Source organism: Streptomyces sp. QH1-20 (assembly GCF_041283565.1).
GTDB lineage: Bacteria > Actinomycetota > Actinomycetes > Streptomycetales > Streptomycetaceae > Streptomyces > Streptomyces syringius.
On sequence record NZ_CP166299.1, the window covers coordinates 2,286,957 to 2,312,144 of the forward strand.

The 25,188-nt window shown below is 72.5% G+C and carries 23 protein-coding genes; 16 read left to right on the plus strand and 7 right to left on the minus strand.

Annotated features, from left to right (window positions below):
• Positions 1–41: 41 nt before the first annotated feature.
• Positions 42–1,625, plus strand: coding sequence for a hypothetical protein (locus AB8O64_RS10190; RefSeq protein ID WP_370418842.1), 1,584 nt, complete (start codon positions 42–44; stop codon positions 1,623–1,625).
• Between the two features lie 93 nt (positions 1,626–1,718).
• Here AB8O64_RS10190 and AB8O64_RS10195 read toward each other — a convergent pair whose 3' ends face one another.
• Positions 1,719–2,075 (minus strand): iron-sulfur cluster assembly accessory protein, encoded by a 357-nt coding sequence (locus AB8O64_RS10195; protein ID WP_130877393.1) that lies wholly within the window; start codon positions 2,073–2,075, stop codon positions 1,719–1,721.
• 246 nt (positions 2,076–2,321) lie between these two features.
• Between AB8O64_RS10195 and nadA the strand changes: the two genes are divergently transcribed.
• Positions 2,322–3,500 carry a quinolinate synthase NadA gene (gene nadA / locus AB8O64_RS10200; RefSeq protein WP_370418843.1) on the plus strand — a complete coding sequence of 393 codons (1,179 nt, stop codon included), beginning with the start codon at positions 2,322–2,324 and terminating at the stop codon, positions 3,498–3,500.
• Between the two features lie 92 nt (positions 3,501–3,592).
• Here the strand turns inward: nadA and AB8O64_RS10205 are convergent, their stop codons facing one another.
• Together AB8O64_RS10205 and AB8O64_RS10210 are read right to left on the minus strand one after the other, a co-directional pair.
• Positions 3,593–4,300 (minus strand): response regulator, encoded by a 708-nt coding sequence (locus tag AB8O64_RS10205; protein ID WP_370418844.1) that lies wholly within the window; start codon positions 4,298–4,300, stop codon positions 3,593–3,595.
• A gap of 60 nt (positions 4,301–4,360) precedes the next feature.
• Positions 4,361–5,566: a bifunctional adenosylcobinamide kinase/adenosylcobinamide-phosphate guanylyltransferase gene (locus AB8O64_RS10210; RefSeq protein ID WP_370418845.1), complete on the minus strand. Its 1,206-nt coding sequence runs from the start codon at positions 5,564–5,566 to the stop codon at positions 4,361–4,363.
• Between the two features lie 130 nt (positions 5,567–5,696).
• Between AB8O64_RS10210 and AB8O64_RS10215 the strand changes: the two genes are divergently transcribed.
• The gene (locus AB8O64_RS10215; protein WP_356449449.1) at positions 5,697–5,906 is read left to right on the plus strand and encodes a hypothetical protein; all 210 of its coding nucleotides are present in this window, start codon (positions 5,697–5,699) and stop codon (positions 5,904–5,906) included.
• A gap of 143 nt (positions 5,907–6,049) precedes the next feature.
• Here the strand turns inward: AB8O64_RS10215 and AB8O64_RS10220 are convergent, their stop codons facing one another.
• On the minus strand, positions 6,050–6,802 hold the full coding sequence (locus AB8O64_RS10220) for a class I SAM-dependent methyltransferase (protein ID WP_370423838.1): 753 nt from the start codon (positions 6,800–6,802) through the stop codon (positions 6,050–6,052).
• Between the two features lie 38 nt (positions 6,803–6,840).
• On the minus strand, positions 6,841–7,437 hold the full coding sequence (locus tag AB8O64_RS10225) for a DUF3043 domain-containing protein (protein WP_130877397.1): 597 nt from the start codon (positions 7,435–7,437) through the stop codon (positions 6,841–6,843).
• Positions 7,438–7,725: 288 nt separating this feature from the next.
• Between AB8O64_RS10225 and AB8O64_RS10230 the strand changes: the two genes are divergently transcribed.
• The 6 genes from AB8O64_RS10230 (at position 7,726) to AB8O64_RS10255 (ending at position 14,232) form a co-directional block, all read left to right on the plus strand.
• Positions 7,726–8,505 (plus strand): PspA/IM30 family protein, encoded by a 780-nt coding sequence (locus AB8O64_RS10230; protein WP_370418846.1) that lies wholly within the window; start codon positions 7,726–7,728, stop codon positions 8,503–8,505.
• Between the two features lie 52 nt (positions 8,506–8,557).
• A complete protein-coding gene (locus tag AB8O64_RS10235) occupies positions 8,558–8,836 on the plus strand; it encodes a hypothetical protein (RefSeq protein ID WP_130877399.1) in 279 nt (92 codons plus the stop codon).
• A gap of 165 nt (positions 8,837–9,001) precedes the next feature.
• Positions 9,002–10,291: a sensor histidine kinase gene (locus tag AB8O64_RS10240; protein ID WP_370418847.1), complete on the plus strand. Its 1,290-nt coding sequence runs from the start codon at positions 9,002–9,004 to the stop codon at positions 10,289–10,291.
• Between the two features lie 165 nt (positions 10,292–10,456).
• Entirely contained in the window at positions 10,457–11,503 is a 1,047-nt protein-coding gene (cobT, locus tag AB8O64_RS10245) for a nicotinate-nucleotide--dimethylbenzimidazole phosphoribosyltransferase (RefSeq protein ID WP_370418848.1), read from the plus strand.
• A 60-nt stretch (positions 11,504–11,563) separates the two neighbouring features.
• Complete coding sequence (locus tag AB8O64_RS10250) at positions 11,564–13,330, plus strand: phosphatidylglycerol lysyltransferase domain-containing protein (RefSeq protein ID WP_370418849.1); 1,767 nt, start codon at positions 11,564–11,566, stop codon at positions 13,328–13,330.
• Positions 13,327–14,232 (plus strand): hypothetical protein, encoded by a 906-nt coding sequence (locus AB8O64_RS10255; protein ID WP_370418850.1) that lies wholly within the window; start codon positions 13,327–13,329, stop codon positions 14,230–14,232. The genes AB8O64_RS10250 and AB8O64_RS10255 overlap by 4 nt, the downstream gene beginning before the upstream one ends.
• Here the strand turns inward: AB8O64_RS10255 and AB8O64_RS10260 are convergent.
• Entirely contained in the window at positions 14,199–14,939 is a 741-nt protein-coding gene (locus AB8O64_RS10260; protein WP_370418851.1) for a hypothetical protein, read from the minus strand. The two genes, AB8O64_RS10255 and AB8O64_RS10260, sit on opposite strands and share 34 nt — an antisense overlap.
• Positions 14,940–15,008: 69 nt before the next feature.
• On the opposite strand from AB8O64_RS10260, the gene AB8O64_RS10265 reads away from it, so the two are divergent.
• From AB8O64_RS10265 to AB8O64_RS10290, 6 genes are all read left to right on the plus strand, one after another.
• On the plus strand, positions 15,009–15,863 hold the full coding sequence (locus tag AB8O64_RS10265) for an adenosylcobinamide-GDP ribazoletransferase (protein ID WP_370418852.1): 855 nt from the start codon (positions 15,009–15,011) through the stop codon (positions 15,861–15,863).
• A gap of 271 nt (positions 15,864–16,134) precedes the next feature.
• Positions 16,135–17,679: a leucyl aminopeptidase gene (locus tag AB8O64_RS10270; protein ID WP_370418853.1), complete on the plus strand. Its 1,545-nt coding sequence runs from the start codon at positions 16,135–16,137 to the stop codon at positions 17,677–17,679.
• Positions 17,680–17,970: 291 nt separating this feature from the next.
• Complete coding sequence (lpdA, locus tag AB8O64_RS10275; protein WP_362216454.1) at positions 17,971–19,359, plus strand: dihydrolipoyl dehydrogenase; 1,389 nt, start codon at positions 17,971–17,973, stop codon at positions 19,357–19,359.
• Positions 19,360–19,407: 48 nt separating this feature from the next.
• Positions 19,408–21,216 carry a 2-oxoglutarate dehydrogenase, E2 component, dihydrolipoamide succinyltransferase gene (sucB, locus tag AB8O64_RS10280; RefSeq protein WP_370418854.1) on the plus strand — a complete coding sequence of 603 codons (1,809 nt, stop codon included), beginning with the start codon at positions 19,408–19,410 and terminating at the stop codon, positions 21,214–21,216.
• A 172-nt stretch (positions 21,217–21,388) separates the two neighbouring features.
• Positions 21,389–22,012: a GntR family transcriptional regulator gene (locus AB8O64_RS10285; RefSeq protein WP_356449466.1), complete on the plus strand. Its 624-nt coding sequence runs from the start codon at positions 21,389–21,391 to the stop codon at positions 22,010–22,012.
• A 264-nt stretch (positions 22,013–22,276) separates the two neighbouring features.
• Entirely contained in the window at positions 22,277–23,242 is a 966-nt protein-coding gene (locus tag AB8O64_RS10290) for a helix-turn-helix transcriptional regulator (protein ID WP_370418855.1), read from the plus strand.
• A gap of 213 nt (positions 23,243–23,455) precedes the next feature.
• On the opposite strand, the gene AB8O64_RS10295 is transcribed toward AB8O64_RS10290, so the two are convergent.
• Positions 23,456–24,385 (minus strand): SDR family oxidoreductase, encoded by a 930-nt coding sequence (locus AB8O64_RS10295; protein WP_370418856.1) that lies wholly within the window; start codon positions 24,383–24,385, stop codon positions 23,456–23,458.
• Positions 24,386–24,619: 234 nt separating this feature from the next.
• On the opposite strand from AB8O64_RS10295, the gene AB8O64_RS10300 reads away from it, so the two are divergent.
• Positions 24,620–25,138, plus strand: coding sequence for a DUF4240 domain-containing protein (locus AB8O64_RS10300; protein WP_356449776.1), 519 nt, complete (start codon positions 24,620–24,622; stop codon positions 25,136–25,138).
• Positions 25,139–25,188: the final 50 nt, after the last annotated feature.

The following is a 25,188-nucleotide window of genomic DNA, read 5'->3' on the forward strand; positions in this document are numbered from 1 at the left end:
TGGCGCAGTACACACATTGAGCGGAGCGAAGGAGCGATGTGGTGAGCACCGAAGGCGGCACCCCCGACAGCAAGCGCCGGCGGAAGCATTCGCCGTTGGCGGTCGTATCGGTGGCGGCGGCGGTGCTGCTGGCCGGTGGCGGCGGCGCGTACTGGGCCACCACCGCGGCCGACGGCAAGGACGCGAGCCCGCCCGGCGCCCCCGGTGAGAACGGCGCCCCGGCGCCGCTCGCCCTGGACGGCTACGGCCGGTCGGGCGGGGGCAGCGTCCCCTCCCGGGGCATCGCGGTCGGCGAGCCGGATCCGAACGGCGTCCGGTACCGGGCCGAGGGGAAGCTGCCCGACGGGCCGCGGACCGCGCCCGTCTACCTGCCGGGCCGCGAGGTCGACCGGAGCGAGGTGGCGGCCCTGGCGAAGGTGCTGAAGGTGTCCGGCACGCCCCGGCTGGAGAAGGACGTGTGGCAGGTGGGCGGCGCGCCGGACGCGGCCGGGCCGACCCTTCAGGTGCAGCGGACGGGTCCGGGCAACTGGTCGTTCTCGCGGTACGGCATCCCGGGCGGCAAGCCCTGTGTGCCGCCGTCGGGCGAGGGTCCGGAGAAGACGATGGAGCTGTCCGGCGCCGACCCCTCGGGGACGACGGCCTCGAAGCCGTGCCCGTCCTTCCGGGACGGCTCCCCGTCGCCGTCGGACGGTGCCGAGGGGCCCGTGTCGGAGGACAAGGCCAAGCAGGCCGCCGCTCCCGTGCTCAAGGAGCTGGGCCAGGACGACGCCAAGATCGACGCGAGCGGGCTCTTCGGGGCCGTGCGGACCGTCACGGCGGAGCCGGTGGTCGGCGGTGTGCCCACCTACGGCTGGCAGACCAGCCTGAAGGTCGGCGCCGACGCGCAGCTGGTGGGCGGCAGCGGAGCGCTCCAGACCCCGAAGAAGAGCGCCACGTACCCGCTGATCACGGCCGCGGAGGCGCTCAAGGAGCTGAACAAGGGCGGTGGCACCGGCCGGGTCGTCATCGGCGGCTGCGCGTCGGCGGTCCCGCACGGCAAGGACGGGGAGAGCGGCGACAAGGCCGTGGAGCCGACCCCGCCGTGCCTGGAGACGAGCCCGGGGACGACGAAGCAGCGGGATCCCGCGCTGGTGCGCGGCGCCTCGTTCGCACTGGCCACGCACTCGGTGGGCGGGCGGCAGGCGCTGGTGCCGTCGTGGCTCTTCCAGGTCCAGCAGCCCGGCACGGACAAGGCGGACAAGAAGGCCACGATCACCATCACCCAGCCGGCGGTGGACCCGAAGTTCATCGCCAAGCCGGCACCGGCCCCGACGGCGCCGAGCGGCAAGCCGTCGTCCGTCCCGCCGAAGTCCGGGCCGCTGCCGGTGGAGTCCTACACCGTGGACGGCGACAAGCTGACCCTGCGTTTCTGGGGCGGGGTGTGCAGTGACTTCTCCGCCTCCGCCGAGGAGTCCTCGGACGAGGTGAAGGTGAAGATCACGGGCACCGAGAAGGAGCCCGGCAAGGTCTGCGTGATGATGGCGAAGTCGTATCAGAAGACTGTGACGCTCGACGAGCCGCTGGAGGACCGGAAGGTCGTGGACGCCAAGAGCGGCGAGCAGGTGGCGGAGAAGCAGGCGAAGTAAGGCCGGATCCGTACGTACGAAGGCGGCGCCCCCGCGATGGGGGCGCCGCCTTCGTACGTACGGCTGGGGCCGGGGTGCCCGGCCCGGGCCGGACTAGCTGAACGAGTCGCCGCAGGCGCAGGAACCCGTGGCGTTCGGGTTGTCGATGGTGAAGCCCTGCTTCTCGATGGTGTCGACGAAGTCGATGGAGGCGCCGCCCAGGTACGGGGCGCTCATCCGGTCGGTGACGACCTTGACGCCGTCGAAGTCCTTGACCACGTCACCGTCGAGCGAGCGCTCGTCGAAGAACAGCTGGTAGCGCAGGCCGGAGCAGCCACCGGGCTGAACGGCGACGCGCAGCGCGAGGTCCTCGCGGCCTTCCTGCTCGAGCAGGCCCTTGACCTTGGCGGCGGCGGCGTCGGACAGGAGGATGCCGTCGCTCACAGTGGTCTTCTCGTCCTGAACGGACATCTGCTTCACTCCCGGGTTTGGTGCGGACTGCTTGCCGTCGGCTGCAACCGGCGAGGCCGCGGATTCATTCCGGGGCCTGGACTTGAAACTTCCGTCTTTCATGCTCGCACACAGCCCACCCGATCGGGAATGCGTCACATCGACGCGATCGTCATCGTCAAACTGACGTGAAGCAGTTATGATAGATAGCGTCAACTTGACGACAAGGCCGGATCGGCCGTCCGCAGAACAGAAAGGGTGCGTGTCGTGACCACCGCCCAACCCTTGGATGTCCAGCCCACCCCCCTCGCTCTCCTGCTGCTCGGCCGTGAGTCCGACCCCCGGAGCGAGCGCGGTGTGGAGTGCCCCGGCGATCTGCCGGCGGCGTCCGACCCGGACCTGGTGGAGCGCGCCCGCGCGGCCAAGGAGAAGCTCGGCAGCAAGGTCTTCGTGCTCGGCCACCACTACCAGCGCGACGAGGTCATCGAGTTCGCGGATGTGACCGGGGACTCCTTCAAGCTCGCGCGCGACGCGGCCGCCCGGCCCGACGCCGAGTACATCGTCTTCTGCGGTGTGCACTTCATGGCCGAGTCCGCGGACATCCTGACCACGGAGGACCAGCAGGTCGTCCTGCCGGACCTGGCCGCGGGCTGCTCGATGGCCGACATGGCCACCGCCGAGCAGGTCGCCGAGTGCTGGGACGTGCTCACCGAGGCCGGCATAGCCGACGTGACCGTCCCGGTCTCGTACATGAACTCCTCGGCCGACATCAAGGCCTTCACCGGCAAGCACGGCGGCACGATCTGCACCTCCTCCAATGCCGAGCGGGCGCTGAACTGGGCCTTCGAGCAGGGCGAGAAGATCCTCTTCCTCCCCGACCAGCACCTGGGCCGCAACACCGCCGTCCGCGACATGGGCATGTCCCTGGACGACTGCGTGCTGTACAACCCGCACAAGCCGAACGGCGGCCTGACCGTCGAGGAGCTGCGCGCGGCGAAGATGATCCTGTGGCGCGGCCACTGCTCCGTGCACGGCCGTTTCTCGCTGGACTCGGTCAACGACGTGCGCGAGCGCATCCCGGGCGTCAATGTGCTGGTGCACCCCGAGTGCCGGCACGAGGTCGTGGCGGCGGCGGACTACGTCGGCTCGACGGAGTACATCATCAAGACCCTGGAGGCCGCCCCGGCCGGGTCGAAGTGGGCCATCGGCACCGAGCTCAATCTGGTCCGGCGGCTCGCGAACCGTTTCGCCGACCAGGGCAAGGAGATCGTCTTCCTCGACAAGACGGTCTGCTTCTGCTCGACCATGAACCGCATCGACCTGCCGCACCTGGTGTGGGCGCTGGAGTCGCTGGCGGACGGCAAGGTCGTGAACCGGATCGAGGTCGACCCCGAGGTCGCGAGCTTCTCCAAGCTGGCCCTGGAGCGGATGCTGGCGCTTCCGTAGCGGTAGCTGTCCTCAGGGGCCGGACGGAACCCGCCCGGCCCCTGAGGACCCAGCACAGCAGCCCGTCGGGCCCTTGAGGACGCCGTTCCCGGTCAGTCCCCTCGCGGCCGCACCAGCCCCGTCTCGTACGCGATCACGACCAGCTGTGCCCGGTCACGGGCGCCGAGCTTGGCCATCGCACGGTTGACGTGGGTCTTGACGGTCAGCGGGCTGACCGTCAGCCGCTCGCCGATCTCGTCGTTGGACAGCCCGCCCGCCACCTGGACCAGCACCTCGCGCTCCCGCCCGGTGAGCACATCGAGCCGCACGGCGGAGCCGGCCGGGCCGTCGTACTCCCCGCCCTGCGCCAGGAACTTCGCGATCAGCCCCTTCGTCGCGGCCGGTGACAGCAGCGCCTCCCCCGCCGCCGCGATCCTGATCGCCGCCAGCAGCTCCTCCGGCTCCGCGCCCTTGCCGAGGAATCCCGAGGCGCCCGCGCGCAGCGACTGCACCACGTACTCGTCGACCTCGAAGGTCGTCAGCATCACCACCCGCACCTCCGCGAGAGCACGGTCGGAGCAGATCGCGCGGGTCGCGGCGAGACCGTCGGTGCCGGGCATCCGGATGTCCATCAGGACCACGTCCGGGGCCTGGGCACGGGCGAGTTCGAGCGCCTCCGCCCCGTCCGCGGCCTCCCCCACCACCTCCATGTCCGGCTCCGAGTCCACCAGCACCCGGAACGCGCTGCGCAGCAGTGCCTGGTCGTCGGCGAGCAGGACTCGGATGGGGCGTACGGGCCGGTCGCCGCTGGGCACAGTCATACGCCCAGCGTACGCAGCCAGGTGCCCGTCAGTTTCCGGGGCTCCGGGCGGAGTTGGCGGTCAGCCGCGCAGCGGCAGCGGCTGGCCCGCCACCACCAGCAGGACGTGTTCGCACTCGGCGGCCACCGCCGTGTTCAGCCGGCCGAGCTCGTCGCGGAAGCGACGGCCGGAAGCGGTGGCCGGGACGACGCCCGAGCCGACCTCGTTGCTCACCAGGACGACCGTGCGCGGGGTGGCCCGGACGGCCGCGGCCAGCTCCGCGACACGCTTGGCCAGGGCCCGCGCGCCGCCGTTGGCCCAGACGGCGTCGTCCCAGGCCTCCACGGAGTCCATCGCGTCGGTCAGCCACAGCCCGAGGCAGTCGATGAGCAGGGCCGGGCCGTCCTCCGCCAGCAGCGGCACCAGGTCGCAGGTCTCGGCCGTGCGCCAGGAGCCCGGCCGGCGCTCGCGGTGCAGGGCGATCCGCGCCGCCCACTCCCGGTCGCCCTCACGGGTGCCGCCCGTGGCGACGTAGACGACGTCGGGGAACCCCTCCAGCCGCCGCTCGGCCTCCACCGACTTGCCCGATCTGGCCCCGCCCAGCACCAGCGTCCGCCGGGGCAGATCCGGCACCGCGTGGTAGTCGCCGACCACCAGCGTCGTGCCGTCCGGCACGGCCCGCGCCCCGAGCGCCGCCAGTCTGCGGTGCAGCTCGCGGCCCGGCGGTACGTCGTGGTCGAGGTGGACGGCGAGCACGTCCGTCGTCGCGCCGACCGCCCCCGTCTCCCGCAGCCGGGCCAGGGCGTCCGGCCGGCCGAGGACGTCGAGCAGCACCATGTCGTACGGGCCCGAGGAGCCCAGCGGCGCGAGCCCCGCCGGGGAGGCGCCCGGCGGCAGATAGAGCAGCCGCTCGCCCTCCGGGCCGGTCACCTCGTATCCGGTGCCCGGCGCGTCCAGGGCCATCGCCCGCACCCGGTGCCCGCTGATCACCGCCAGCTCACGGCCGTCCGGCACCCGCCCCGGCGCGGGCAGCCCGGCCGGGAACTCCACGGCGGGCCCGTCGTGCGGGTGCGAGAGCAGCACCTGCCGCACCCCGGCGATCGACCGCCCCGCCCGGGCGGCGGCGAAGGCGGGCCCCGGGGTGAGGTCCAGGAGCAGCGCCCCGTCGACGAGGAGCGCGGTCGCGGCCCGCGCCTCGTCGCCGACGGCGGTGGCGCAGGAGGCGCAGGGGCAGCCGGGGCGCGGCAGCCCGTCGGGGGCTCCGGTGCCGAGCAGAGTCAGTTCCACAGGTCGATCGTCTCGCGTCCCCGCGCGACGGGCGCGCGGGGCTCACCCTTTCACGTCCTGTACGGACCGTTAGGCTGCGCTGCACAGCACGTGGCACTTGAGGAACGCAGGCAGAACTCAGGAGGCGGACATGGTGTGGTCGTGGCGGTTCGAGAAGGCCGACGGGACGGAGACGTCACCCGCGGTGGAGCCCGAGGAGTTCACCACGCAAGGGGACGCGGAGTCCTGGATCGGCGAGGTCTGGAAGGAACTGCTCGACGGCGGCGCGGAGCGGGTGACGCTCTTCGAGGACGACACGAAGATCTACGAGATGAGCCTGCGCGCGGCCGCGGAGGCCTGACCGGCTCGCGCCGGTGCGGGGTGCCCCGCACCTCCGCTGCGCGGCGGTGTCCTCAAGCGCCGCACGGGCTGATTTCAGCCCGTCCGGCGCTTGAGGACGCGCCCGCAGGGCGCCCGCCGCCGCAGGCGGCAAAGACCTGACGGCTAACCCCGCACGCCGCACAGATGCAGCAGCGCAGCGACGCGGCGGTACGGGTCGGTGCGGCCGGCACGGTCCTCCGCGGCCAGGATGCGCTCCAGCTCCGCGACGGGGGGCGGCTGACGGTCGTCCGGCGCCTGGTCGGTGAAGACGCGCACGCCGTACCAGGCGTGCAGGGGTGCGCCGATGCCGGCCAGGGTCGCCGTCAGGGTCTCCAGCCGGTCCGCACGCGCGCTCAGGCCGATCCGGTTGGTGTAGGCGGGCGAGTCGAAGGCCGCCAGGGCGCCCTCCCAGTCCCCGCTCAGACCCGGCCGCAGCGCGAGCGCGTCCGCGTTGCGGACGACGAGCGAGAGCAGACCGTCCGGCGCGAGCACCCGGGCGAGCCCGGCGAGCATCGGGTCCGGCTCCGGTACGTACATCAGGACGCCGTGACAGAGCACGATGTCGAAGGCGCCCGGGAGGAAGTGCGCGCCGGTGTCCCGGCCGTCGCCCTCTATGAGCCGCACCCGCTCGCGGATGCCCTCGGGCTCGGCGGCCAGCGCCTCACGGACCGCGGCCACCATGCGGGGGTCGGACTCCAGGCCCGTGACCTCATGGCCGGCGCGGGCCAGCCGCAGCGCCTGCGTGCCCTGGCCGAGGCCGACGTCGAGCACGCGCAGCCGTCGGCCGACCGGGAACCGCGCGGCTATCTGCTCGTCCAGCTGCCGGGCGACCAGCTCCTGACGGACGGTGTTCCGTAACCCGCCGAGACCGCTCAGCCAGCCCTGCGCACCGCCGCCGAAGCCCGACAGGGCGCTCAGGGCCGCTCCCCGCGCTTGACCTTCGGCTTCGGCAGCCGCAGCCGGCGCATCTGGAGCGTACGCATCAGGGCGTACGGCACCGCGCCGCGCAGGTTCTCGTCGGGGAAGCGCTGCTTGAGGGCGCGCTTGAGGCTCATGGCTGTGATCACGGAGTTGATCACGATCAGCAGGATCACGACGAGCCACAGCAGCAGCACGAGCGACTGGAAGTCACCCTTGTTGATCATGCTGAGGATCAGGATCACCACGGCGAGCGGCAGGAAGAACTCCGCCACGGAGTACCGCGAGTCCACGAAGTCGCGCGCGAACCGGCGGATCGGGCCCTTGTCGCGGGCGGGCAGGAAGCGCTCGTCCCCGCTGGCGAGGGCCTCGCGCTGCTTGGCCAGGTCCGCGCGCCGGGCCTCGCGCTGACGCTTGACGGCGTCCTTGCGATTGGTCGGCGTACCGGCCAGGCTGCGGCGCTGCGAGGTCGCCTCGCTGCGCTTGGGGGTGGGGCGGCCCTTGGGGGCCTGCGGGTCACGGGGCTGCTGGGGCTGGTCCGCGGTCACCTTGGCGGCGGCGGCCTGCTCATCCTTCGAACGGCTTCGGAACACAAAACCCAAGGGTACGGGTATCCAGCGGGCTACCCCAGCCCCATGGGGAACGATCCGGCAACGGCGGTGCTCCCCTCCCGCCTCCCGGCGGCTCCCCGGACCGCTTACCGGGGTCACGTCTACTCCTTGCGCCGGAGGGCGGCGACCTTGTGATCGTCCTGGAGGAGGAGCGCATCCGGGCCCGAACAGTGCGGTAATGGAAGCAGGGCCCGTACTGTGGGTTCTGAGAGATGTGCCGGAGCCGAAAAGTCCGTCAGAAGGGGGCGCGCGAGGCCCATGAGCGGTGTCATGAAGCGTATGGGGATGATTTTCCGCGCGAAGGCCAACAAGGCCCTGGACCGGGCCGAGGATCCGCGCGAGACCCTTGACTACTCGTACCAGAAGCAGCTCGAACTGCTCCAGAAGGTACGCCGGGGAGTCGCGGACGTGGCGACGTCCCGCAAGCGCCTGGAACTCCAGCTGAACCAGCTGCAGGGCCAGTCGTCCAAGCTGGAGGACCAGGGCCGCAAGGCGCTGGCGCTCGGCCGTGAGGACCTGGCGCGTGAGGCGCTGTCCCGGCGGGCCGCGCTGCAGCAGCAGGTCAGCGATCTGCAGACGCAGCACCAGACCCTCCAGGGCGAGGAGGAGAAGCTCACCCTCGCCGCGCAGCGGCTGCAGGCCAAGGTCGACGCCTTCCGTACGAAGAAGGAGACCATCAAGGCCACCTACACCGCCGCCCAGGCCCAGACCCGCATCGGCGAGGCCTTCTCGGGCATCTCCGAGGAGATGGGCGATGTCGGCATGGCCATCCAGCGCGCCGAGGACAAGACCCAGCAGATGCAGGCGCGCGCCGGTGCCATCGACGAGCTGCTCGCCTCGGGCGCCCTCGACGACCCGACGGGCACGGCCAAGGACGACATCACCGCCGAGCTGGACCGTCTCTCGGGCGGCTCGGACGTGGAGCTGGAGCTCCAGCGCATGAAGGCGGAGCTGGCGGGCGGGAGCAGCGCCGGGCAGCAGGCCATCGAGGGCGGTGCGGCCAAGCAGCAGCAGACGCCCCAGGAGCAGCCGCGGTTCGACAAGCAGTAGAACACCCGGTAAGCCACCCGGTAAGCACCGCACCCGACCGAGGGAGACCGTCATGATCGTACGGATCATGGGGGAAGGGCAGCTGAAGCTGGCCGACAGCCACTTCGTGGAGCTGAACACGCTCGACGACGAGCTGCTCGCCGAGATGGAGAGCGGTGACGAGGAGGGCTTCCACCGCACGCTGGGCGCGCTGCTCGACGCCGTTCGCCGACTGGGCGATCCGCTGCCCGACGACTCCCTCGAGCCCTCCGAGCTGATCCTGCCCGCGCCCGACGCCTCCCTGTCGGAGGTGCGCGAGATGCTCAGCGACGACGGTCTCATCCCCGGCTGACCTCCCGGCTCCCGGTCCGCCCCGTTCGTCCGGCCGAAGCGGCCCCGGCACCCTCCGGCACCTCCCCGCGCCCCCGTCCCCACCCAGGGACGGGGGCGCGGCGGGATCGGGCGGCGGACGCCTCCCGGGACGCGCCGGCACCAGGCCCTCCCGATGGGACCTTCGATGACCTCCCTCGCCACCACAGGTCTCGCCCGCCCGCACCGCTGGCTGCGCGCGCACCCCTACGCCGCCGACGCGGCCCTGGCCGCCGCCGTCCTCACGGTCGTCCTGCTCGGCGCGTACGTCGGCCCGCACGCGGCGGCGCACCGGCCAGGGCCCTACTACGTGCTGATGTCGCTGTTCGCCTGCACGGGCCTCGTCCTGCGCCGCCCGATGCCGCGTGCCGTCCTCGCCTTCACCTGCGCGTTCACCCTCCTGGAGACGGTCATCACCGGGGACGACCCGCCACACACCCAGATCGCGCTCGCCGCCGTGGTGGCCCTCTACACCGTCGCCGCCCGCACCGACCGGCCCACCGCCTGGCGGATCGCCGCGGTGACCGTCGCCGTCCTCACCGGCACCGTCATGCTCTTCGGCGTCCGGCCCTGGTACGCGCAGGAGAACCTCGGCCTGTTCGCCTGGACCGGCATGGCCGCCGCCGCGGGTGACGCCGTCCGCAGCCGGCGGGCCTTCATCGCGGCGATCGAGGAACGGGCGGAGCGGGCCGAGCGCACCCGCGAGGAGGAGGCCCGCCGCCGGGTGGCCGAGGAGCGGCTGCGCATCGCCCGCGAGCTCCACGACGTCGTCGCCCATCACATAGCGCTGGTCAACGTCCAGGCCGGGGTCGCCTCGCACATCATGGACAGCCGCCCCGACCAGGCGAAGGAGGCCCTCGCGCACGTCCGTGAGGCCAGCCGCTCGGCGCTGGGGGAGCTGCGCGCCACCGTGGGCCTGCTGCGCCAGCACGGCGACCCCGAGGCCCCCACCGAGCCCGCCCCCGGCCTCGGCGTCCTCGACCAGCTCGTCGACGGGTTCGCCCGGGTGGGGCTGCGCGTCGACATCGCCGCGGCCTCCACCCTGCCCGACGGGCCGGCCACGGCCACCGGCGCCGCCGGGGCGGCGGACGTCGTCGGACCGCTGCCCGCCGCCGTCGACCTGGCCGCCTACCGCGTGCTCCAGGAGGCCCTGACCAATGTCCACAAGCACGCGGGCCCCGGCGCCCGCGCCGAGGTCGCCCTCCTGCGGGCCCCGGACAGCCTCCTGCTGACCGTCCTCGACGACGGCGCCGGCCGCACCACCCCCGCGACGGGGGCGGCCCCCGCCGGCGCGGACCACGGGGGCCACGGCCTGATCGGCATGCGCGAACGCGCGGCCGCGCTCGGCGGCAGCTGCGAGGCGGGGCCCCGCGAGCGCGGCGCCCCGGGGTTCCGGGTCAGGGCGTCCCTGCCGGTGGGGTCGGCGGCGGGGACGTAGGGCGTAGGGCTGCCGCCCGCGGACCGTCTTGCCGCCTGCGGCGGCGGGCGCCCTGCGGGCGCGTCCTCAAACGCCGGACGGGCTGGATTCGGCTGAGCTCAGCCACAAGCGGAGGTGCACCCGCCACCGCCCGCAGAGCCAAGGGCGACAGGTAATGTTCGACGGATGAGCGGTCTGAATCTTGATGACTTCGCCACGCTGATCGAGCGGCCCGACTCCGGCGTGCGGCGGGACGCCGAGGAACGGCGGGAGCGGATCGGCCCGCGGCCAGGGTCGCTGGGGCGGCTCGACGAGCTGGGCGAGTGGCTCGCCGCCGCGCAGGGAGCCGTGCCCGTCAAGCCGGTCGAGCGGGCCAGGCTGCTGGTCTTCGCCGGTGACCACGGGGTCGCCGGGCTGGGGGTCTCCGGCGGCCCGGCAAGCGGTGCCGTGGAGCTCGTACGGGCCGCGCTGGCCGGCGGGAGCAGCGCCGCGATCCTGGCCCGGCGGCTGGGCGCGGGGCTGCGGGTGGTCGACATGTCGCTCGACTGCGACCCGGCCGAGCTGCCCGAGGACGTGACCCGCCACCGGGTGCGGCGCGGTTCGGGCCGGATCGACATCGAGGACGCGCTGACCGCCGAGGAGGCGGAGGCCGCGTTCCGCGCCGGGATGGCGATCGCCGACGAGGAGGCCGACTCCGGCACCGATCTCGTGGTGCTCGGCGATCTGAGCGTCGGCGGCACCACGGCGGCCGGCACCCTGATCGCCGCGCTGTGCGGCACCGATGCCTCCGTGGTCACCGGCCGTGGCGGCGCGGGCATCGACGATCTGGCGTGGATGCGCAAGTGCGCCGCGATCCGGGACGCGCTGCGCCGGGCCCGGCCGGTCCTCGGCGACCAGCTGGAGCTGCTGGCCGCGTGCGGCGGCGCGGACCTCGCGGCGATCACCGGCTTCCTGCTGCAGAGCGCCGTGCGGCGCACCCCGGTCATCCTCGACGGCGTCGTCTCCGCCGCGTGTGCCCTGGTCGCCCAGCGGGTGGCCTTCCGGGCCCCCGACTGGTGGCTGGCGGGGCAGGCGAGCGGCGATCCGGCGCAGGCGAAGGCGCTCGACCGGATGGCGCTCAACCCTTTGCTCGACCACGGCGTCACTGTGGGCGAGGGGACAGGGGCGCTGCTCGCTCTGCCATTGGTGCAGGCGGCCGCGGCCCTGGCGGCGGAACTCCCCGAGCGCACCTGACCGACCTCGTCGTCGCGCTTCGGACTTCCCCGTAGAGGGTGCCCCATATGCTCACTTTTCATGGGAGAAGTCCGCGTGACTCCGGAGGACGGCGCCCGTAGCGGCGCCTGGCCACGACGCGCCGCCGCGTTCGCGGTGTGGTACCTGCGTGCCGTGACGTTCGTCAACCTGCTCAGCGCCGTCTGGGTGTCGTTCGGCGCGGACATCCGCCGGCACAACGTCGAGGAGTACTTCACTCCCTATCTGCTGACGGCGGGCTTCGCGTCGGCGCTGTGGTCGTTCGTCATGGCGGTCACCCTGCGCCGGCGCAAGCGCGCCTCGTGGATCCTGAACCTCGTGCTGTCCGGGGTACTGCTGGCGATCCTGGCCGTCGCCCTGTTCTTCCGGGAGTTCAACCGGCACCCGCTGAACTGGTTCTCGCTGGTGGCGACCGCCGCGTTCGTCGTCGCGCTGCTGGTGGGCCGCCGCGAGTTCTACGCCAAGGGCGACCGGGCCAACCCCAAGCTGGCCTCGGCCGTCGCCGCCGGCGGGCTGCTGGTCACCTCGCTGATCGCCGCGCTGCTGGTCACCGCGACCAATCAGGCGACCGACGACTACCGCTCGACGTTCCTCGACCGCTGGCACTACGGCGTCATGCGGCTGGTCTCGCTGGCCGCCGACGACAGCAGCTACCGGGGCATCTCCATCCCCGGCTGGGTCGATGTCTTCATCAACGTGATGAGCATGGTCCTGCTGCTCCTCGTGGTCTTCGCGGCCTTCCGCGCCCGCCGGGCCACCGATCCGCTCACCCCCGAGGACGAGGCGCGGCTGCGCGCCCTGCTCGACAAGCACGGCGACCGCGACTCGCTCGGCTACTTCGCGCTGCGCCGCGAGAAGAGCGTCATCTGGTCCCCCACCGGCAAGGCGGCCGTCACCTACCGCGTCGTCGGCGGGGTGTCGCTGGCCTCCGGCGATCCGATCGGTGACCCCGAGGCCTGGCCCGGCGCCATCGAGCCGTGGCTGGTCGAGGCCCGGGAGCACGGCTGGATCCCGGCCGTGATGGGCGCGAGCGAGGAAGCCGGCACCATCTACGCGCGGCACGGCCTGGACGCCCTGGAGATCGGCGACGAGGCCATCGTGGAGACCGCCGAGTTCACCCTCGACGGGCGTGCCATGCGCACGGTCCGCCAGGCGTACAACCGGGTCAAGCGCGCCGGTTACACCGTCCGGATCCGGCGTCACGAGGACATCCCCGAGGCGGAGATGGCCGAGTTGCTGCTGCGCGCCGACGACTGGCGCGACGGGGAGACCGAGCGCGGCTTCTCCATGGCGCTGGGCCGGCTCGGCGACCCGGACGACGGGCGTTGCGTGATGCTCGAATGCCACGACGGCCAGGGTGAACCCCGCGCGGTCCTCAGCTTTGTGCCGTGGGGGCCCGAGGGGCTGTCGCTGGATCTGATGCGGCGTGACCGCCAGTCGGAGAACGGCCTGATGGAGTTCATGGTGATCGAGCTGCTCCAGCAGGCCAAGGGGCTCGGCATCACCCAGGTGTCGCTGAACTTCGCGATGTTCCGGTCGGTCTTCGAGCGCGGGTCGAAGCTCGGGGCGGGGCCCGTGCTGCGGGCGTGGCGCTCGCTGCTGAGCTTCTTCTCCCGCTGGTGGCAGATCGAATCGCTGTACCGAGCAAATGCGAAATACCGCCCCATCTGGGAACCTCGCTTCATGCTGTTCGAGAAGAGCAGTGACCTGCTGCGGATCGGCGTCTCCAGCGCCCGGGCCGAGGGCTTCCTCGAGGCCCCGGGTCTCCCCAAGTGGCTCAACCGCAAGCACTTGGAGAGCCGGCGATGAACCACGCGGCGCTGCGCCGCGCCGCGCGCACCGAGTGGGGTCCGCTGGTCGGCACCGTCCGGCACGCGCTGATGGCCAGGCGTCTCGGGGCCGTTCCCATGACCCTGGCGGCCGTGGCCCTCACCTCGGTCTTCCAGATCGTCCAGAACCAGCCCTGGGGCTTCGAGCCGGTCCAGAAGCTCGGCTCGGTGCAGGCCCGGCTGCCCTGGTGGCTGGCGCTGCTGCGCACGCCGCTGTCGCTGTTCGTCCCGGCGCTGGACCTGCCGGTGTGGGGGGCGCTGGCCCAGGTGCTGATCGTCTTCGGCATCGCCGAGATCGCCCTGGGCAAGTGGCGCACCCTGGCCGTCGCGTACGTGGCCACCCTGGCCGGCACGATGTACGCCCGGCTGGCCATCCACATCGGCCCCGACTCCGTCTTCGGCCTGCCGCCGGAGGCGGCCAAGGTCATCGACACCGGCCCGTCGGCGGCGGTCGTCGGGCTCGCGGTGTACGTCACCTGGCGCTACCGCGCCTGGTTCACCTGCGCGCTGGTGGCGCTCGCCATGGTGGGCGAGGCCGTCGTCAAACCCAATCTGGCGGGCAAGGAGCACGTGGCCGCGGTGGCCGCGATGCTGGTGCTGTGTGCCGCGGAGGAGGCGCTGCGGCGGCGCAAGCCGCGGCGGGACGACTACCGGGACCGGGACGAGGGGGTGTCCGCGAAGTCGCGGCGTACGCCCGAAGGGCGTGGCCCGCGGCGTGTGGTGCGTGCGATCGCCAGGCGGAGGGCCGCCCTCGTACGGGGCGTACCCGGGCGAGCCCGGCAACGCGGCGAGCGCGCGTGCCGAACGGCGCGGGCCGGGCGCGACGTCGCGGCCACGCCCAAGGGCGGTCAGCGGTCCGGGGCGCCCGCGACCAGGTCGTGAAGCCGGTTGCGCACGGCCTCCCAGCGCTGGTCGTGCCGGTGGGCGCGGGCCCGGGCCTTGGCCCGGGCGCGGCGCCGGTGGCGGTAGAAGCGCCGGGCCCACGGTGAGCCCGGCCGGGCGAGACGCACCGCGCCGACGATCGCGACGAACGGCACCAGCACCCCGATCAGTGCGATCCGCGGCTTGCCCTTGACCAGGGCGAAGAGGGCGATCAGGAAGTTGATGACGACGGTCGTCAGCACGATGCCGCGGTTGTGCAGCTCGTCGGGGGTCAGCTCGTTCACCCCGAACGGCGAGGAGCCGGCGAGCACCAGCCCCACCAGAGCCGCCGTCAGCACCACGATCTCGACGCTCTTGCGGCCCTGTTCCGTCCAGTACACGTCGTCCAGGTGCAGGACGAGCGCGAACTCGTCCAGCACCAGACCGGCGCCGGCGCCGAAGAGCACCGCGCAGACCGCCGCCGCGAATCCGTGCCGGCCCGCGGCGACCGCGCCGAAGCCGCCGACCACCATCAGCACGATGCCCGGCACGACATGGTGGACGTGCAGACCGCTGCCGGCGCTGACGTTACGGAAGGGTCCCTTGCCGGCCCGGATCAGCCGGGTGATGACGCGGGTGACCAGAAAGGTCATGACGAACGCGGTGAGCGCGAGCAGCAGCGGCAGCTTGCCCGGTTCGACGATGTTGCGGCCCAACCAGTGACCCATGACTCCCGCTCCCGATACGTGCCCTATCGGCAACCTACTGCCCGGAGCGGGCGGGATACCCTGCCCGCGATGACCGACACGAGACCTGACCCCGACCCGGCACAGCCCGCCTCCGCGACGCCCGGCGACGCCCTCCGCTTCGCCTTCGGGACGCTCACCGTGCTGCCTGTGCGCGTCACCCGCTGGGACCGCCCGGCGGCCCGTGGCGGAATGCTGGCGGCACCGCTGGCGGGCCTGGTCGTGGGCGGTTTCGCGGCTCTGACCGGGGCGCTGTTCCTGCTGCTGGGCGCCGGGCCGATGCTCGCCGCGGTGGCCACGGTGGCGGTGCCGGCCGTGCTCACCCGGGGACTCCACTTGGACGGTCTCGCGGATGTCGCCGACGGGCTGGGCAGCGGACGGCCCGCCGCCGACGCGCTGCGGATCATGAAGCAGTCGGACATCGGCCCCTTCGGCGTCGTCGCCCTGCTGCTGACCCTGCTCGGCCAAGTGGCCGCCCTCCACGAGCTGTACACCGGCGGCTGGGCGCGCGGCGCCCTCGCGGCGCTGGTCGCGGCCCTCGCCGCGCGCTGCGCCCTGACCCTCGCCTCCCGTGCGGGCGTGCCCGCGGCGCGGCCGGAGGGGCTGGGGGCCGCCGTGGCGGGGGTGGTGTCCACGCGCTCGGCCCTGGTGGTGGCGGCGCTGACGGTCTGCGCGGCCGCGGCCGCGGGCGCGCTCCTCGGCACCTACGAGGACGGGCACCAGGGCCCGTTCGCCCTCGGGTTCGAGGCGGCGCGGGCGGCTGCCGCGGCGCTGGCCGCGCTGGCCGGCGGGGAACTGCTGCTGCGGCACTGCACGCGCCGCTTCGGCGGCGTCACCGGCGATGTCTTCGGCGCCCTGGCCGAGACGTCGGCGACGGTCGCGCTGCTCGCGCTGACGCTCGGCTGAGGCGCCGCGCGGCGGTCGGAACGCGGGGCACGGAACAGGCGCGTCACCGCCGTTGTTCCCTCCCCGTCCGACGTACGCCGAACCCGGCGCCCGGCGGATCCGGCAAATCGGTGCGGTCACGGGCGAACCCCTCGCGGCCCGGCGGGGATACGCTCGCGCGTGCCCGGCTGGCCCGCACCCCGGCGGCGCGGGCGTGCCGCATACGATGCGCAGGGTGCGGCCGCACACCCCCCGGCCGTCAAAACTCAACGGAAGTAGGGACCCAACCACCGTGACTGCTCTGACTCTCAGCACTTCCAGTGCGGCGACGCTGCGCGCGGACGCCGTCGTCGTCGGTGTGGCGAAGGGCCCGAAGGGTCCCGTCGTCGCGCCCGGCGCCGAAGCCGTCGACAAGGCGTTCGACGGGAAGCTGGCCGCCGTTCTGGAGACCCTCGGCGCCGCGGGCGGCGAGGGCGAAGTGACCAAGCTCCCCGCTCCGTCCGGTCTCAAGGCCCCCCTCGTGCTGGCGGTCGGCCTCGGTGACGTCCCCGCGAAGGGCGAAGGCTACGACGAGGAGGCGCTGCGCCGCGCCGCCGGTGTCGCGGCCCGCGCGCTGTCGGGCACGAAGAAGGCCGCGTTCGCCCTGCCGGTCGAGGACGCGGAGGCCGTCTCGGCCGTCGCGGAGGGCGCGCTGCTCGGCGCGTACGTCTTCGACGCCTACCGCGCCGAGGGCAACGGCTCCGCCAAGAAGGGCGACGCCAAGGCCGCCGACAAGAGCGCGCCGCTCGCCGAGGTGACGGTCCTCGGGGCCAAGCCCCGCGACAAGGCGGCCAAGGCCGCCGCCGAGCGCGCCGTCGCCGTGGCCGAAGAGGTCAACCGCGCCCGCGACCTGGTCAACAGGGCGCCCAACGACCTGCACCCGAAGTCCTTCGCCGCGGCCGTCCAGGCCGCCGCCAAGGAGCACGGCCTCAAGGTCGAGGTCCTGGACGAGAAGGCGCTGCTCAAGGGCGGCTACGGCGGCCTGATGGGCGTCGGCCAGGGTTCCCTCAACCCGCCCCGCCTGGTGCGGGTCGCCTACACCCACGCCAAGGCGAAGAAGACCATCGCCCTGGTCGGCAAGGGCATCACCTACGACTCGGGCGGCATCTCCCTGAAGCCGGCCGGCCACAACGAGACCATGAAGTGCGACATGGCCGGCGCCGCCGCCGTCTTCGCCACGGTCGTGGCCGCCGCGAAGCTCGGCATCGAGGTCAACGTCACCGGCTGGCTGGCCCTCGCGGAGAACATGCCGTCCGGCAACGCCACCCGCCCGGGTGATGTGCTGAAGATGTACAGCGGTAAGACCGTCGAGGTACTCAACACCGACGCCGAGGGCCGGCTTGTCCTGGCCGACGCCCTCGCCCGGGCCTCGGAGGAGAACCCCGACGCGATCGTGGACGTCGCCACCCTGACGGGTGCCATGATGCTCGCGCTCGGCAACCGCACGTTCGGCGTCATGGCGAACGACGACGCGTTCCGCACGTCGCTGTACGAGATCGCCGAGGAGGTCGGCGAGCAGGCGTGGCCGATGCCGCTCCCCGCCGAGCTGCGCAAGGGCATGGACACCCCCGTCGCCGACATCGCCAACATGGGCGAGCGGATGGGCGGCGGCCTGGTGGCGGGCCTCTTCCTGAAGGAGTTCGTGGGCGAGGGCATCACCTGGGCCCACCTGGACATCGCGGGCCCCGCCTACCACGAGAGCGCCCCGTACGGCTACACCCCCAAGGGCGGCACCGGATCCTCGGTGCGCACCCTGGTCCGGCTCGCGGAGCGCACCGCCGCGGGCGACCTCGGCTGAACCATTCGCACACCCGTGCGACCCCGGGCGCGTTCCGCTCGGGGTCGCCGGGCGTTCGTTCGCCCTTAACGAAATCCACACACTCGTACGCGCGAGTAACCCGTGAAGGTGACGCATCCGTCGCCCCACAGCCCGGCCCGGCGTCCCGCCGTCCGTCAACAAGTGCGAAGATGTTGTCTCGGCAGGACAGGGCCCCATTGACCCAGGGCCGAAGCAAAAGCGGCCGAACAACAGCCGCCGCCCGGTCATCGACGACCGGCTCCGGCGTATTCCATGCATGGAGGACGTGACGTGGCGAACGACGCCAGCACCGTTTTCGACCTAGTGATCCTCGGAGGCGGTAGCGGCGGTTACGCCGCTGCCCTGCGCGGAGCGCAGCTGGGTCTGGACGTCGCCCTGATCGAGAAGAACAAGCTTGGCGGCACCTGCCTGCACAACGGCTGCATCCCCACCAAGGCGCTGCTGCACGCCGGTGAGATCGCGGACCAGGCTCGTGAAGCCGCGCAGTTCGGTGTCAAGGCCACCTTCGAGGGCATCGACATCGCGGGCGTCCACAAGTACAAGGACGACGTGATCGCCGGCCTGTACAAGGGCCTGCAGGGCCTGGTCGCCTCCCGCAAGGTGACCTACATCGAGGGCGAGGGCCGTCTGTCGTCCCCGACCTCCGTCGACGTGAACGGCCAGCGCGTCCAGGGCCGCCACGTGCTGCTGGCGACCGGCTCCACGCCGAAGTCGCTGCCGGGCCTGGAGATCGACGGCAACCGCATCATCTCCTCGGACCACGCCCTGGTCCTGGACCGTGTGCCGAAGTCCGCGATCGTGCTGGGCGGCGGCGTCATCGGCGTCGAGTTCGCCTCCGCGTGGAAGTCCTTCGGCACCGACGTGACCATCGTCGAGGGCCTGAAGCACCTCGTCCCGGTCGAGGACGAGAACAGCTCCAAGCTGCTCGAGCGCGCCTTCCGCAAGCGCGGCATCAACTTCTCGCTCGGCGCCTTCTTCGAGAAGGCCGAGTACACCGCCGACGGCGTCAAGGTCACCCTGGCCAACGGCAAGGAGTTCGAGGCCGAGATCCTGCTCGTCGCCATCGGCCGCGGCCCGGTCTCGCAGGGCCTGGGCTACGAGGAGCAGGGCGTCGCGATGGACCGCGGCTACGTCCTGGTCGACGAGTACATGCAGACCAACGTGCCGACCATCTCGGCCGTCGGTGACCTCGTCCCGACGCTCCAGCTCGCGCACGTCGGCTTCGCCGAGGGCATCCTGGTAGCGGAGCGACTGGCTGGTCTCAAGACCGTGCCGATCGACTACGACGGCGTGCCCCGGGTGACGTACTGCCACCCCGAGGTCGCCTCCGTGGGTATCACCGAGGCCAAGGCCAAGGAGATCTACGGCGCGGACAAGGTCGTCGCCCTGAAGTACAACCTCGCGGGCAACGGCAAGAGCAAGATCCTCAAGACCGCGGGCGAGATCAAGCTCGTCCAGGTCAAGGACGGTGCTGTCGTCGGCGTCCACATGGTCGGCGACCGTATGGGTGAGCAGGTCGGCGAAGCCCAGCTGGTCTACAACTGGGAGGCGCTGCCGGCCGAGGTCGCGCAGCTCATCCACGCGCACCCGACGCAGAACGAGGCCCTTGGCGAGGCCCACCTGGCCCTGGCCGGCAAGCCGCTGCACTCGCACGACTAAGTCCGGGCGCTAGACCATCCGCACTATTCGTAAGGAGCAACCGCAACCATGGCGGTTTCCGTAACCCTGCCGGCGCTCGGCGAGAGCGTGTCCGAGGGCACCGTCACCCGTTGGCTCAAGGCCGAGGGTGAGCGAGTGGAGGTCGACGAGCCGCTGCTCGAGGTCTCCACCGACAAGGTCGACACCGAGATCCCGGCCCCCGCGTCCGGCATCCTGGCCTCCATCAAGGTCGCCGAGGACGAGACGGTCGAGGTCGGCGCCGAGCTGGCCATCATCGACGACGGCTCCGGCGCCCCGAGCGAGCCGGCCCCGGCCGCCGCCGAGGCCCCGGCCGCCCAGGTCGAGTCCTCCCCGGCGCCCGTCGCCGAGGTCCCGGCTCCGGCCGCGCCCGCCGAGGAGGCTCCGGCCGCTCCGGCGGCTCCCGCCGGCGGTGCCGAGGGCACCCCGGTCGTGCTCCCCGCGCTGGGCGAGTCCGTCACCGAGGGCACCGTCACCCGTTGGCTCAAGGAGGTCGGCGACAGCGTCGACGTCGACGAGCCGCTGCTCGAGGTCTCCACCGACAAGGTCGACACCGAGATCCCGGCTCCGGTCGCGGGCACCCTGCTCGAGATCGTCGTCGGTGAGGACGAGACCGCCGAGGTCGGCGCCAAGCTCGCCGTCATCGGTGTCGCGGGTGCCGCTCCGGCCGCCGCCGCTGCCCCCGCCCCGGCCGCTCCGGCCGAGGCTCCGGCGCCGGCTCCGGTCGCGCAGCCCGAGCCCACCCCGGCTCCGGCCGCCCCGGCCCCCGCTCCGGCTCCGGCCGCCCCCGCCGCAGCCCCGGCTGCTCCGGTCCAGGCCGCCGCGCCCGCCGCCGCCCAGGCGCCGGCCGCACCCGCCGCCCCGGTCACCCCGGCTGCTCCGGCCGCCCCGGTCTCCGGTGCCGAGGCCGACGGCGCGTACGTCACGCCGCTGGTGCGCAAGCTCGCCGCCGAGAACGGTGTCAACCTGGCGACGGTCCAGGGCACCGGCGTCGGTGGCCGCATCCGCAAGCAGGACGTCGTCGCCGCCGCCGAGGCCGCCAAGCAGGCCGCCGCCGCCCCGGCGCCGGCCGCAGCTGCCGCCGCGCCGAAGGCCCCCGCCGTCGAGGCGTCGCCGCTGCGCGGTCAGACGGTCAAGATGACCCGCATGCGCAAGGTCATCGGCGAGAACATGATGAAGGCGCTGCACGGTCAGGCTCAGCTGACCTCCGTGGTCGAGGTGGACATCACCAAGATCATGCGGATGCGCAACAAGGCCAAGGACGCCTTCGCCGCCCGTGAGGGCGTCAAGCTGTCCCCGATGCCGTTCTTCGTCAAGGCCGCCGTCCAGGCGCTGAAGGCCCACCCGGTCGTCAACGCCCGGATCAACGACGACGAGGGCACGATCACGTACCACGACGTCGAGAACATCGGCATCGCGGTGGACGCCGAGAAGGGCCTGATGACCCCGGTCATCAAGGGTGCCGGCGACCTCAACATCGCGGGTATCGCCCGGAAGACGGCGGAGCTGGCCGGCAAGGTCCGCACCAACAAGATCAGCCCGGACGACATGTCGGGCGCGACCTTCACGATCAGCAACACCGGCTCGCGCGGTGCGCTGTTCGACACGGTCATCGTGCCCCCGAACCAGGTCGGCATCCTCGGTATCGGTGCGACCGTCAAGCGCCCGGTGGTCATCAACCACCCGGAGCTCGGCGAGACCATCGCGATCCGCGACATGACGTACCTGGCGCTCTCCTACGACCACCGTCTGGTGGACGGCGCCGACGCCGCCCGCTACCTGACCACGGTCAAGCAGCTCCTGGAGGCTGCCGAGTTCGAGGCCGAGATCGGTCTCTGAGTCTCGTGAGGCGTCTGCCTTGAGGGCGCGGCCCCGGTCTTCGTATCCGTACGAGCCGGGGCCGCGCCCTTCTCCATGTCCATCACTGGCCCCTCACGCCCCCTGCCTGCCCGAACTGCCGCGATAATGGGGCTACGAGCCACCGCTCGTCCGCCCGAGGAGCACGTCACCCATGGCCCCACCCGTCGTCCATTCGCTGCGCGACCAGATCCGCGAGCACATCCTCGAAGGGATCGTCAGCGGGCGCTGGCAGCCGGGTGAGCGGATCGTCGAGCGCCGGATCGCGGCGGAGCTGCTGGTGAGCCAGACGCCGGTGCGTGAGGCGCTGCGCGAGCTGGAATCGCTGCGGCTGATCGAGTCGGCGCCCAACAAGGGCGTCCGGGTCCGTGATCTGACCGCCGCCGATCTGCGGGAGAGCTATCCGGTGCGGGCGGGCCTGGAGCAGGTGGCCGCCGAGCTGGCCGCCCCCGTGCTGGCCGAGGACGTCTCGGCCCTGGAGCCGGAGGTGGCCGCGCTGTACGAGGCGGACCGGACCGGCGACGGCGAGGCGCAGGTGCGGCACACGGTGGCCTTCCACCGCGAGATCGTCAAGGCCGCGGGGAACTCCGTCCTGCTGCACACCTGGGAGTCGCTGGGCATCGAGGTGTGGACCACGCTGTCGATCCGCTGGCTGAGCCCGGAGCCGCGCGCGCACGCCGAGGACCACGCGGAGATCGTCGCGGCGTTCCGGCGGCGCGATCCCCGGATCGGCGAGCTGCTGCGGACCCATGTGCTGAGCTGCGCGCCCCGGGTCTGAGCGGCTTTTTCCGGCCCTTTTGCGGGCCCGCCCGCACGCCCGTCGAAAACTTTCCTGCATCCGGCATTGATCGATCATCGATCAGGGGCGTATCGTCTCCGCGGGACGCATCACCCCACCCCCTGAACTGAGCTGCGCCATGCCGCCCTGTCCTGTGACACGGCGCAGCTCAAGGGTGAGGACAGGAACCCGTACGTCATCCGTTGCCCTGGCCGGCGCACGGGTCCTGTCCTCACTGTCCGTACCGACCGTCATGATGTCCTCATGCGAGCGGCCCGGCTGATCAAGATGGTGTTGCTGCTCCAGTCCCGGCCCTCGATGACGGGTGCCGAGCTGGCGCGGCAGTTGGAGGTCTCGGAGCGCACGGTCGCGCGGGACGTGTCGGCCCTCTCGGAAGCCGGTGTCCCGGTCTACGCCGACCGCGGCCGGACCGGTGGCTACCGCCTCATCGGCGGCTACCGCACCCGCCTCACCGGCCTCGGCCGCACCGAAGCCGAAGCCCTGTTCCTGTCCGGGGTGCCGTCCGCGCTGCGCGAGATGGGCCTGGCGGACGCCGCCTCCGCCGCCCGCCTCAAGGTCTCGGCGGCCCTGCTGCCCGAGCTGAGCGACGCCCCCACGAGCGCGGCCCAGCGTTTCCACCTCGACGCCCCCACCTGGTGGCAGCCCGCCGAACCCCCCGAGCTGCTGCCCGCGATCGCGGACGCCGTGTGGGACGACCGCTGGATCACCGCCCGCTACCTCCGCTCGGACACCGAGGTGGAGCGGGAGCTGGAGCCGTACGGGCTCGTCCTGAAGGCAGGCGTCTGGTACCTGGCAGCCCGGGCGGACGGCGACCACCGCGTCTACCGGGTGGACCGCTTCACGGCGGTCGCCGTCGGCGAGAAGCGATTCCTGCGCGCGGACGACTTCGATCTGCCCGCCTTCTGGGACGAACGGGCGGCGCAGTTCACCCGGTCCCTGCTGCGCGAGCGGGTGGAGCTGCGCCTCACCCCCGAGGGCGCCCGACGGCTGCCGTGGGCAACGGACCGTACGGCAGCACGGGAGGCCCTCACCGAGGCAGCCGCCCCGGACGGGCAGGGGCGGGTCACCGTCACCCTGCCCGTCGAGAGCCTCGACGTGGCGTACGAGCAGTTGCTCGCCCTCGGCCCGGAGGGGGAGGTGCTGGGGCCGCCGGAGCTGCGCGCCCGCTTCACGGAGGCGGCGGCGAGGAGCGCGGAGCTGTACGGGTGACCCCCGGCGGTCTCCGGCCGCCCCAGGGCCTGTCCGGCGGATCTTCGCAGGCTCCCGACGCCCGGCACTCGCGCTCGCCGCGTCGGGAGAAGTCGCCCGAGTACGCCCGGTACGAGGGCGATCCTCCGCCGTGCGAGCGCACGCTCCCCCAGCTACCGCCGGGAGGTGCCCCCAGCGCCGCTCGCTGTTCCACGAAGATCCGCCGGACAGGCCCTAGCGGTAGTCCTCCTCGCTCGCTTCCTTCCCACCCAGGACGACGTCCTTGAAGTACGCGAAGCAGTCCGGACGGGAGCCGTCCGCGTCGTCGAAGTCGTAGACCTTGGCCAGCTCGCCGCTGGAGAGGGAGGCGCCGTTCCAGCGCGCCTTGTCCGGGTCCGCGGCGAGCGCGGCGACGGCCCGGCCGATGAACACCGGGGACTCCGCGATGCCGAAGTGCGGGACCTTCTCGATCGCGTCCCGCCAGGTGGCCTCGGTGACCCCGAAGTGGTCGAGCATCTGCTCCGAGCGCAGAAAGCCCGGAGTGATCGAGACGGCGGTGCAGCCGTGCTCCTTCAGCTCCTGCGCGAGGCCGTACGCCATCCGGATCGGGGCGTTCTTGGCGAGGTCGTAGAAGAGATTGCCGCGGTAGGTCTTATTGAACTCCGCCGTCCCGTCGGTCACCTCGATCGCCAGTCCCCCGGGCCGGCGGATCAGCAGCGGCAGCGCGTAGTGGCTGGTGATGGCGTGCGTCTCGACGGAGAGCCGCAGCATCCGCAGCCCCTTCTCCAGATCCACGTCCCACACCTTGGTGTCGAACTCGATCAGGTGGTCGCCGCCCCAGACGTCGTTGACCAGTACGTCCAGCCGCCCCTGCTCCGCGTCGATCCGCCCGACGAGCGCCTTCACCGCCTCACGGTCCAGATGGTCGGTGGGTACGGCGATGCCGGTGCCGCCCGCCGCCGTCACCAGCTCGGCGGTCTCCTCGATGGTCTCCGGCCGGTCCACCTCGCTGCGCCGCGCCCGGGTGCTGCGGCCGGTCACATAGACGGTGGCGCCCGCCCTGCCCAGCTCCACGGCCATCGCCCGGCCCGCTCCCCGCGTCGCGCCCGCGACGAGCACGATCCGGCCCGTCAGCTCTCCGGTCTGCGCACTCTGCGACTGCACGTTTCTCGGTCCTCTCGTTCCGCCGTTCTCCGTCAGGACGACCCTGTCAGCGATACCCGACACCTTCCGTCCTGATTTCCCGGCGTTTCCTCCGGTGTCCCCTCCCGTGTCCTCCCGGGTCTCCCCTGCCACCCGTGGCACGGCCGAGGTCGTACGAGCCGGACGTAACGACACGGCCGCATCCGCTCCGCTCCGCGTGCGCCGCCCGGTGCCAGGCCCGATGCTGGTGGCGTGATGGACGAGACGGAGTTCTGGGAGCTGGTCGACAGCACGCGCGAGGCCGCCGGCGGTGACGCCGAGGATCAGGCCGACCTGCTGGTCGAGCGGCTGGTGCAGCTCGACCCCGACCGCGTGGTGGACTTCGCCCGGCACTTCGAGGCGCGCTACAACCGTGCGTACCTCTGGGATCTGTGGGGCGCGGCCGCCGTGCTGCTGAACGGCGCGAGCGATGACGCGTTCGACTATTTCCGCTGCTGGCTCATCGGCCAGGGCCGCGAGGTCTTCGAGGGCGCGGTGCACGATCCGGACAACCTCGCCGAACTCCTCGACGAGTTCGACGACGAGGTGGACGGCGACGCGGAGGACCTGGGCTACGCGGCGGACGAGGCGTACGAGCAGCTGACGGGGGCACAGACCCCGGACCTCGGGCTGCCGAGCCCCCCGGCCGAGCCGATGGGGTCACCGTTCGACCTGGAGGACGAGGCGGTCCTGGAGGAACGGTTCCCCAGGTTGTGGGACCGGTTCAGGGCGTAGGCCGTGTCCGGCGGATCAAGTGAGCGGACGCTGCGGGACGGCGTTCTCGT

Bases quoted from the DNA above. Each gene is read 5' to 3' on its own strand.
- AB8O64_RS10195 (WP_130877393.1), bottom strand. From the start codon at position 2,075: ATGTCCGTTCAGGACGAGAAGACCACTGTGAGCGACGGCATCCTCCTG.
- AB8O64_RS10205 (WP_370418844.1), bottom strand. From the start codon at position 4,300: ATGACTGTGCCCAGCGGCGACCGGCCCGTACGCCCCATCCGAGTCCTG.
- AB8O64_RS10215 (WP_356449449.1), top strand. From the start codon at position 5,697: ATGGTGTGGTCGTGGCGGTTCGAGAAGGCCGACGGGACGGAGACGTCA.
- AB8O64_RS10230 (WP_370418846.1), top strand. From the start codon at position 7,726: ATGAAGCGTATGGGGATGATTTTCCGCGCGAAGGCCAACAAGGCCCTG.
- AB8O64_RS10235 (WP_130877399.1), top strand. From the start codon at position 8,558: ATGATCGTACGGATCATGGGGGAAGGGCAGCTGAAGCTGGCCGACAGC.
- AB8O64_RS10240 (WP_370418847.1), top strand. From the start codon at position 9,002: ATGACCTCCCTCGCCACCACAGGTCTCGCCCGCCCGCACCGCTGGCTG.
- cobT (WP_370418848.1), top strand. From the start codon at position 10,457: ATGAGCGGTCTGAATCTTGATGACTTCGCCACGCTGATCGAGCGGCCC.
- AB8O64_RS10250 (WP_370418849.1), top strand. From the start codon at position 11,564: ATGGGAGAAGTCCGCGTGACTCCGGAGGACGGCGCCCGTAGCGGCGCC.
- AB8O64_RS10255 (WP_370418850.1), top strand. From the start codon at position 13,327: ATGAACCACGCGGCGCTGCGCCGCGCCGCGCGCACCGAGTGGGGTCCG.
- AB8O64_RS10260 (WP_370418851.1), bottom strand. From the start codon at position 14,939: ATGGGTCACTGGTTGGGCCGCAACATCGTCGAACCGGGCAAGCTGCCG.
- AB8O64_RS10265 (WP_370418852.1), top strand. From the start codon at position 15,009: ATGACCGACACGAGACCTGACCCCGACCCGGCACAGCCCGCCTCCGCG.
- sucB (WP_370418854.1), top strand. From the start codon at position 19,408: ATGGCGGTTTCCGTAACCCTGCCGGCGCTCGGCGAGAGCGTGTCCGAG.
- AB8O64_RS10285 (WP_356449466.1), top strand. From the start codon at position 21,389: ATGGCCCCACCCGTCGTCCATTCGCTGCGCGACCAGATCCGCGAGCAC.
- AB8O64_RS10290 (WP_370418855.1), top strand. From the start codon at position 22,277: ATGCGAGCGGCCCGGCTGATCAAGATGGTGTTGCTGCTCCAGTCCCGG.
- AB8O64_RS10300 (WP_356449776.1), top strand. From the start codon at position 24,620: ATGGACGAGACGGAGTTCTGGGAGCTGGTCGACAGCACGCGCGAGGCC.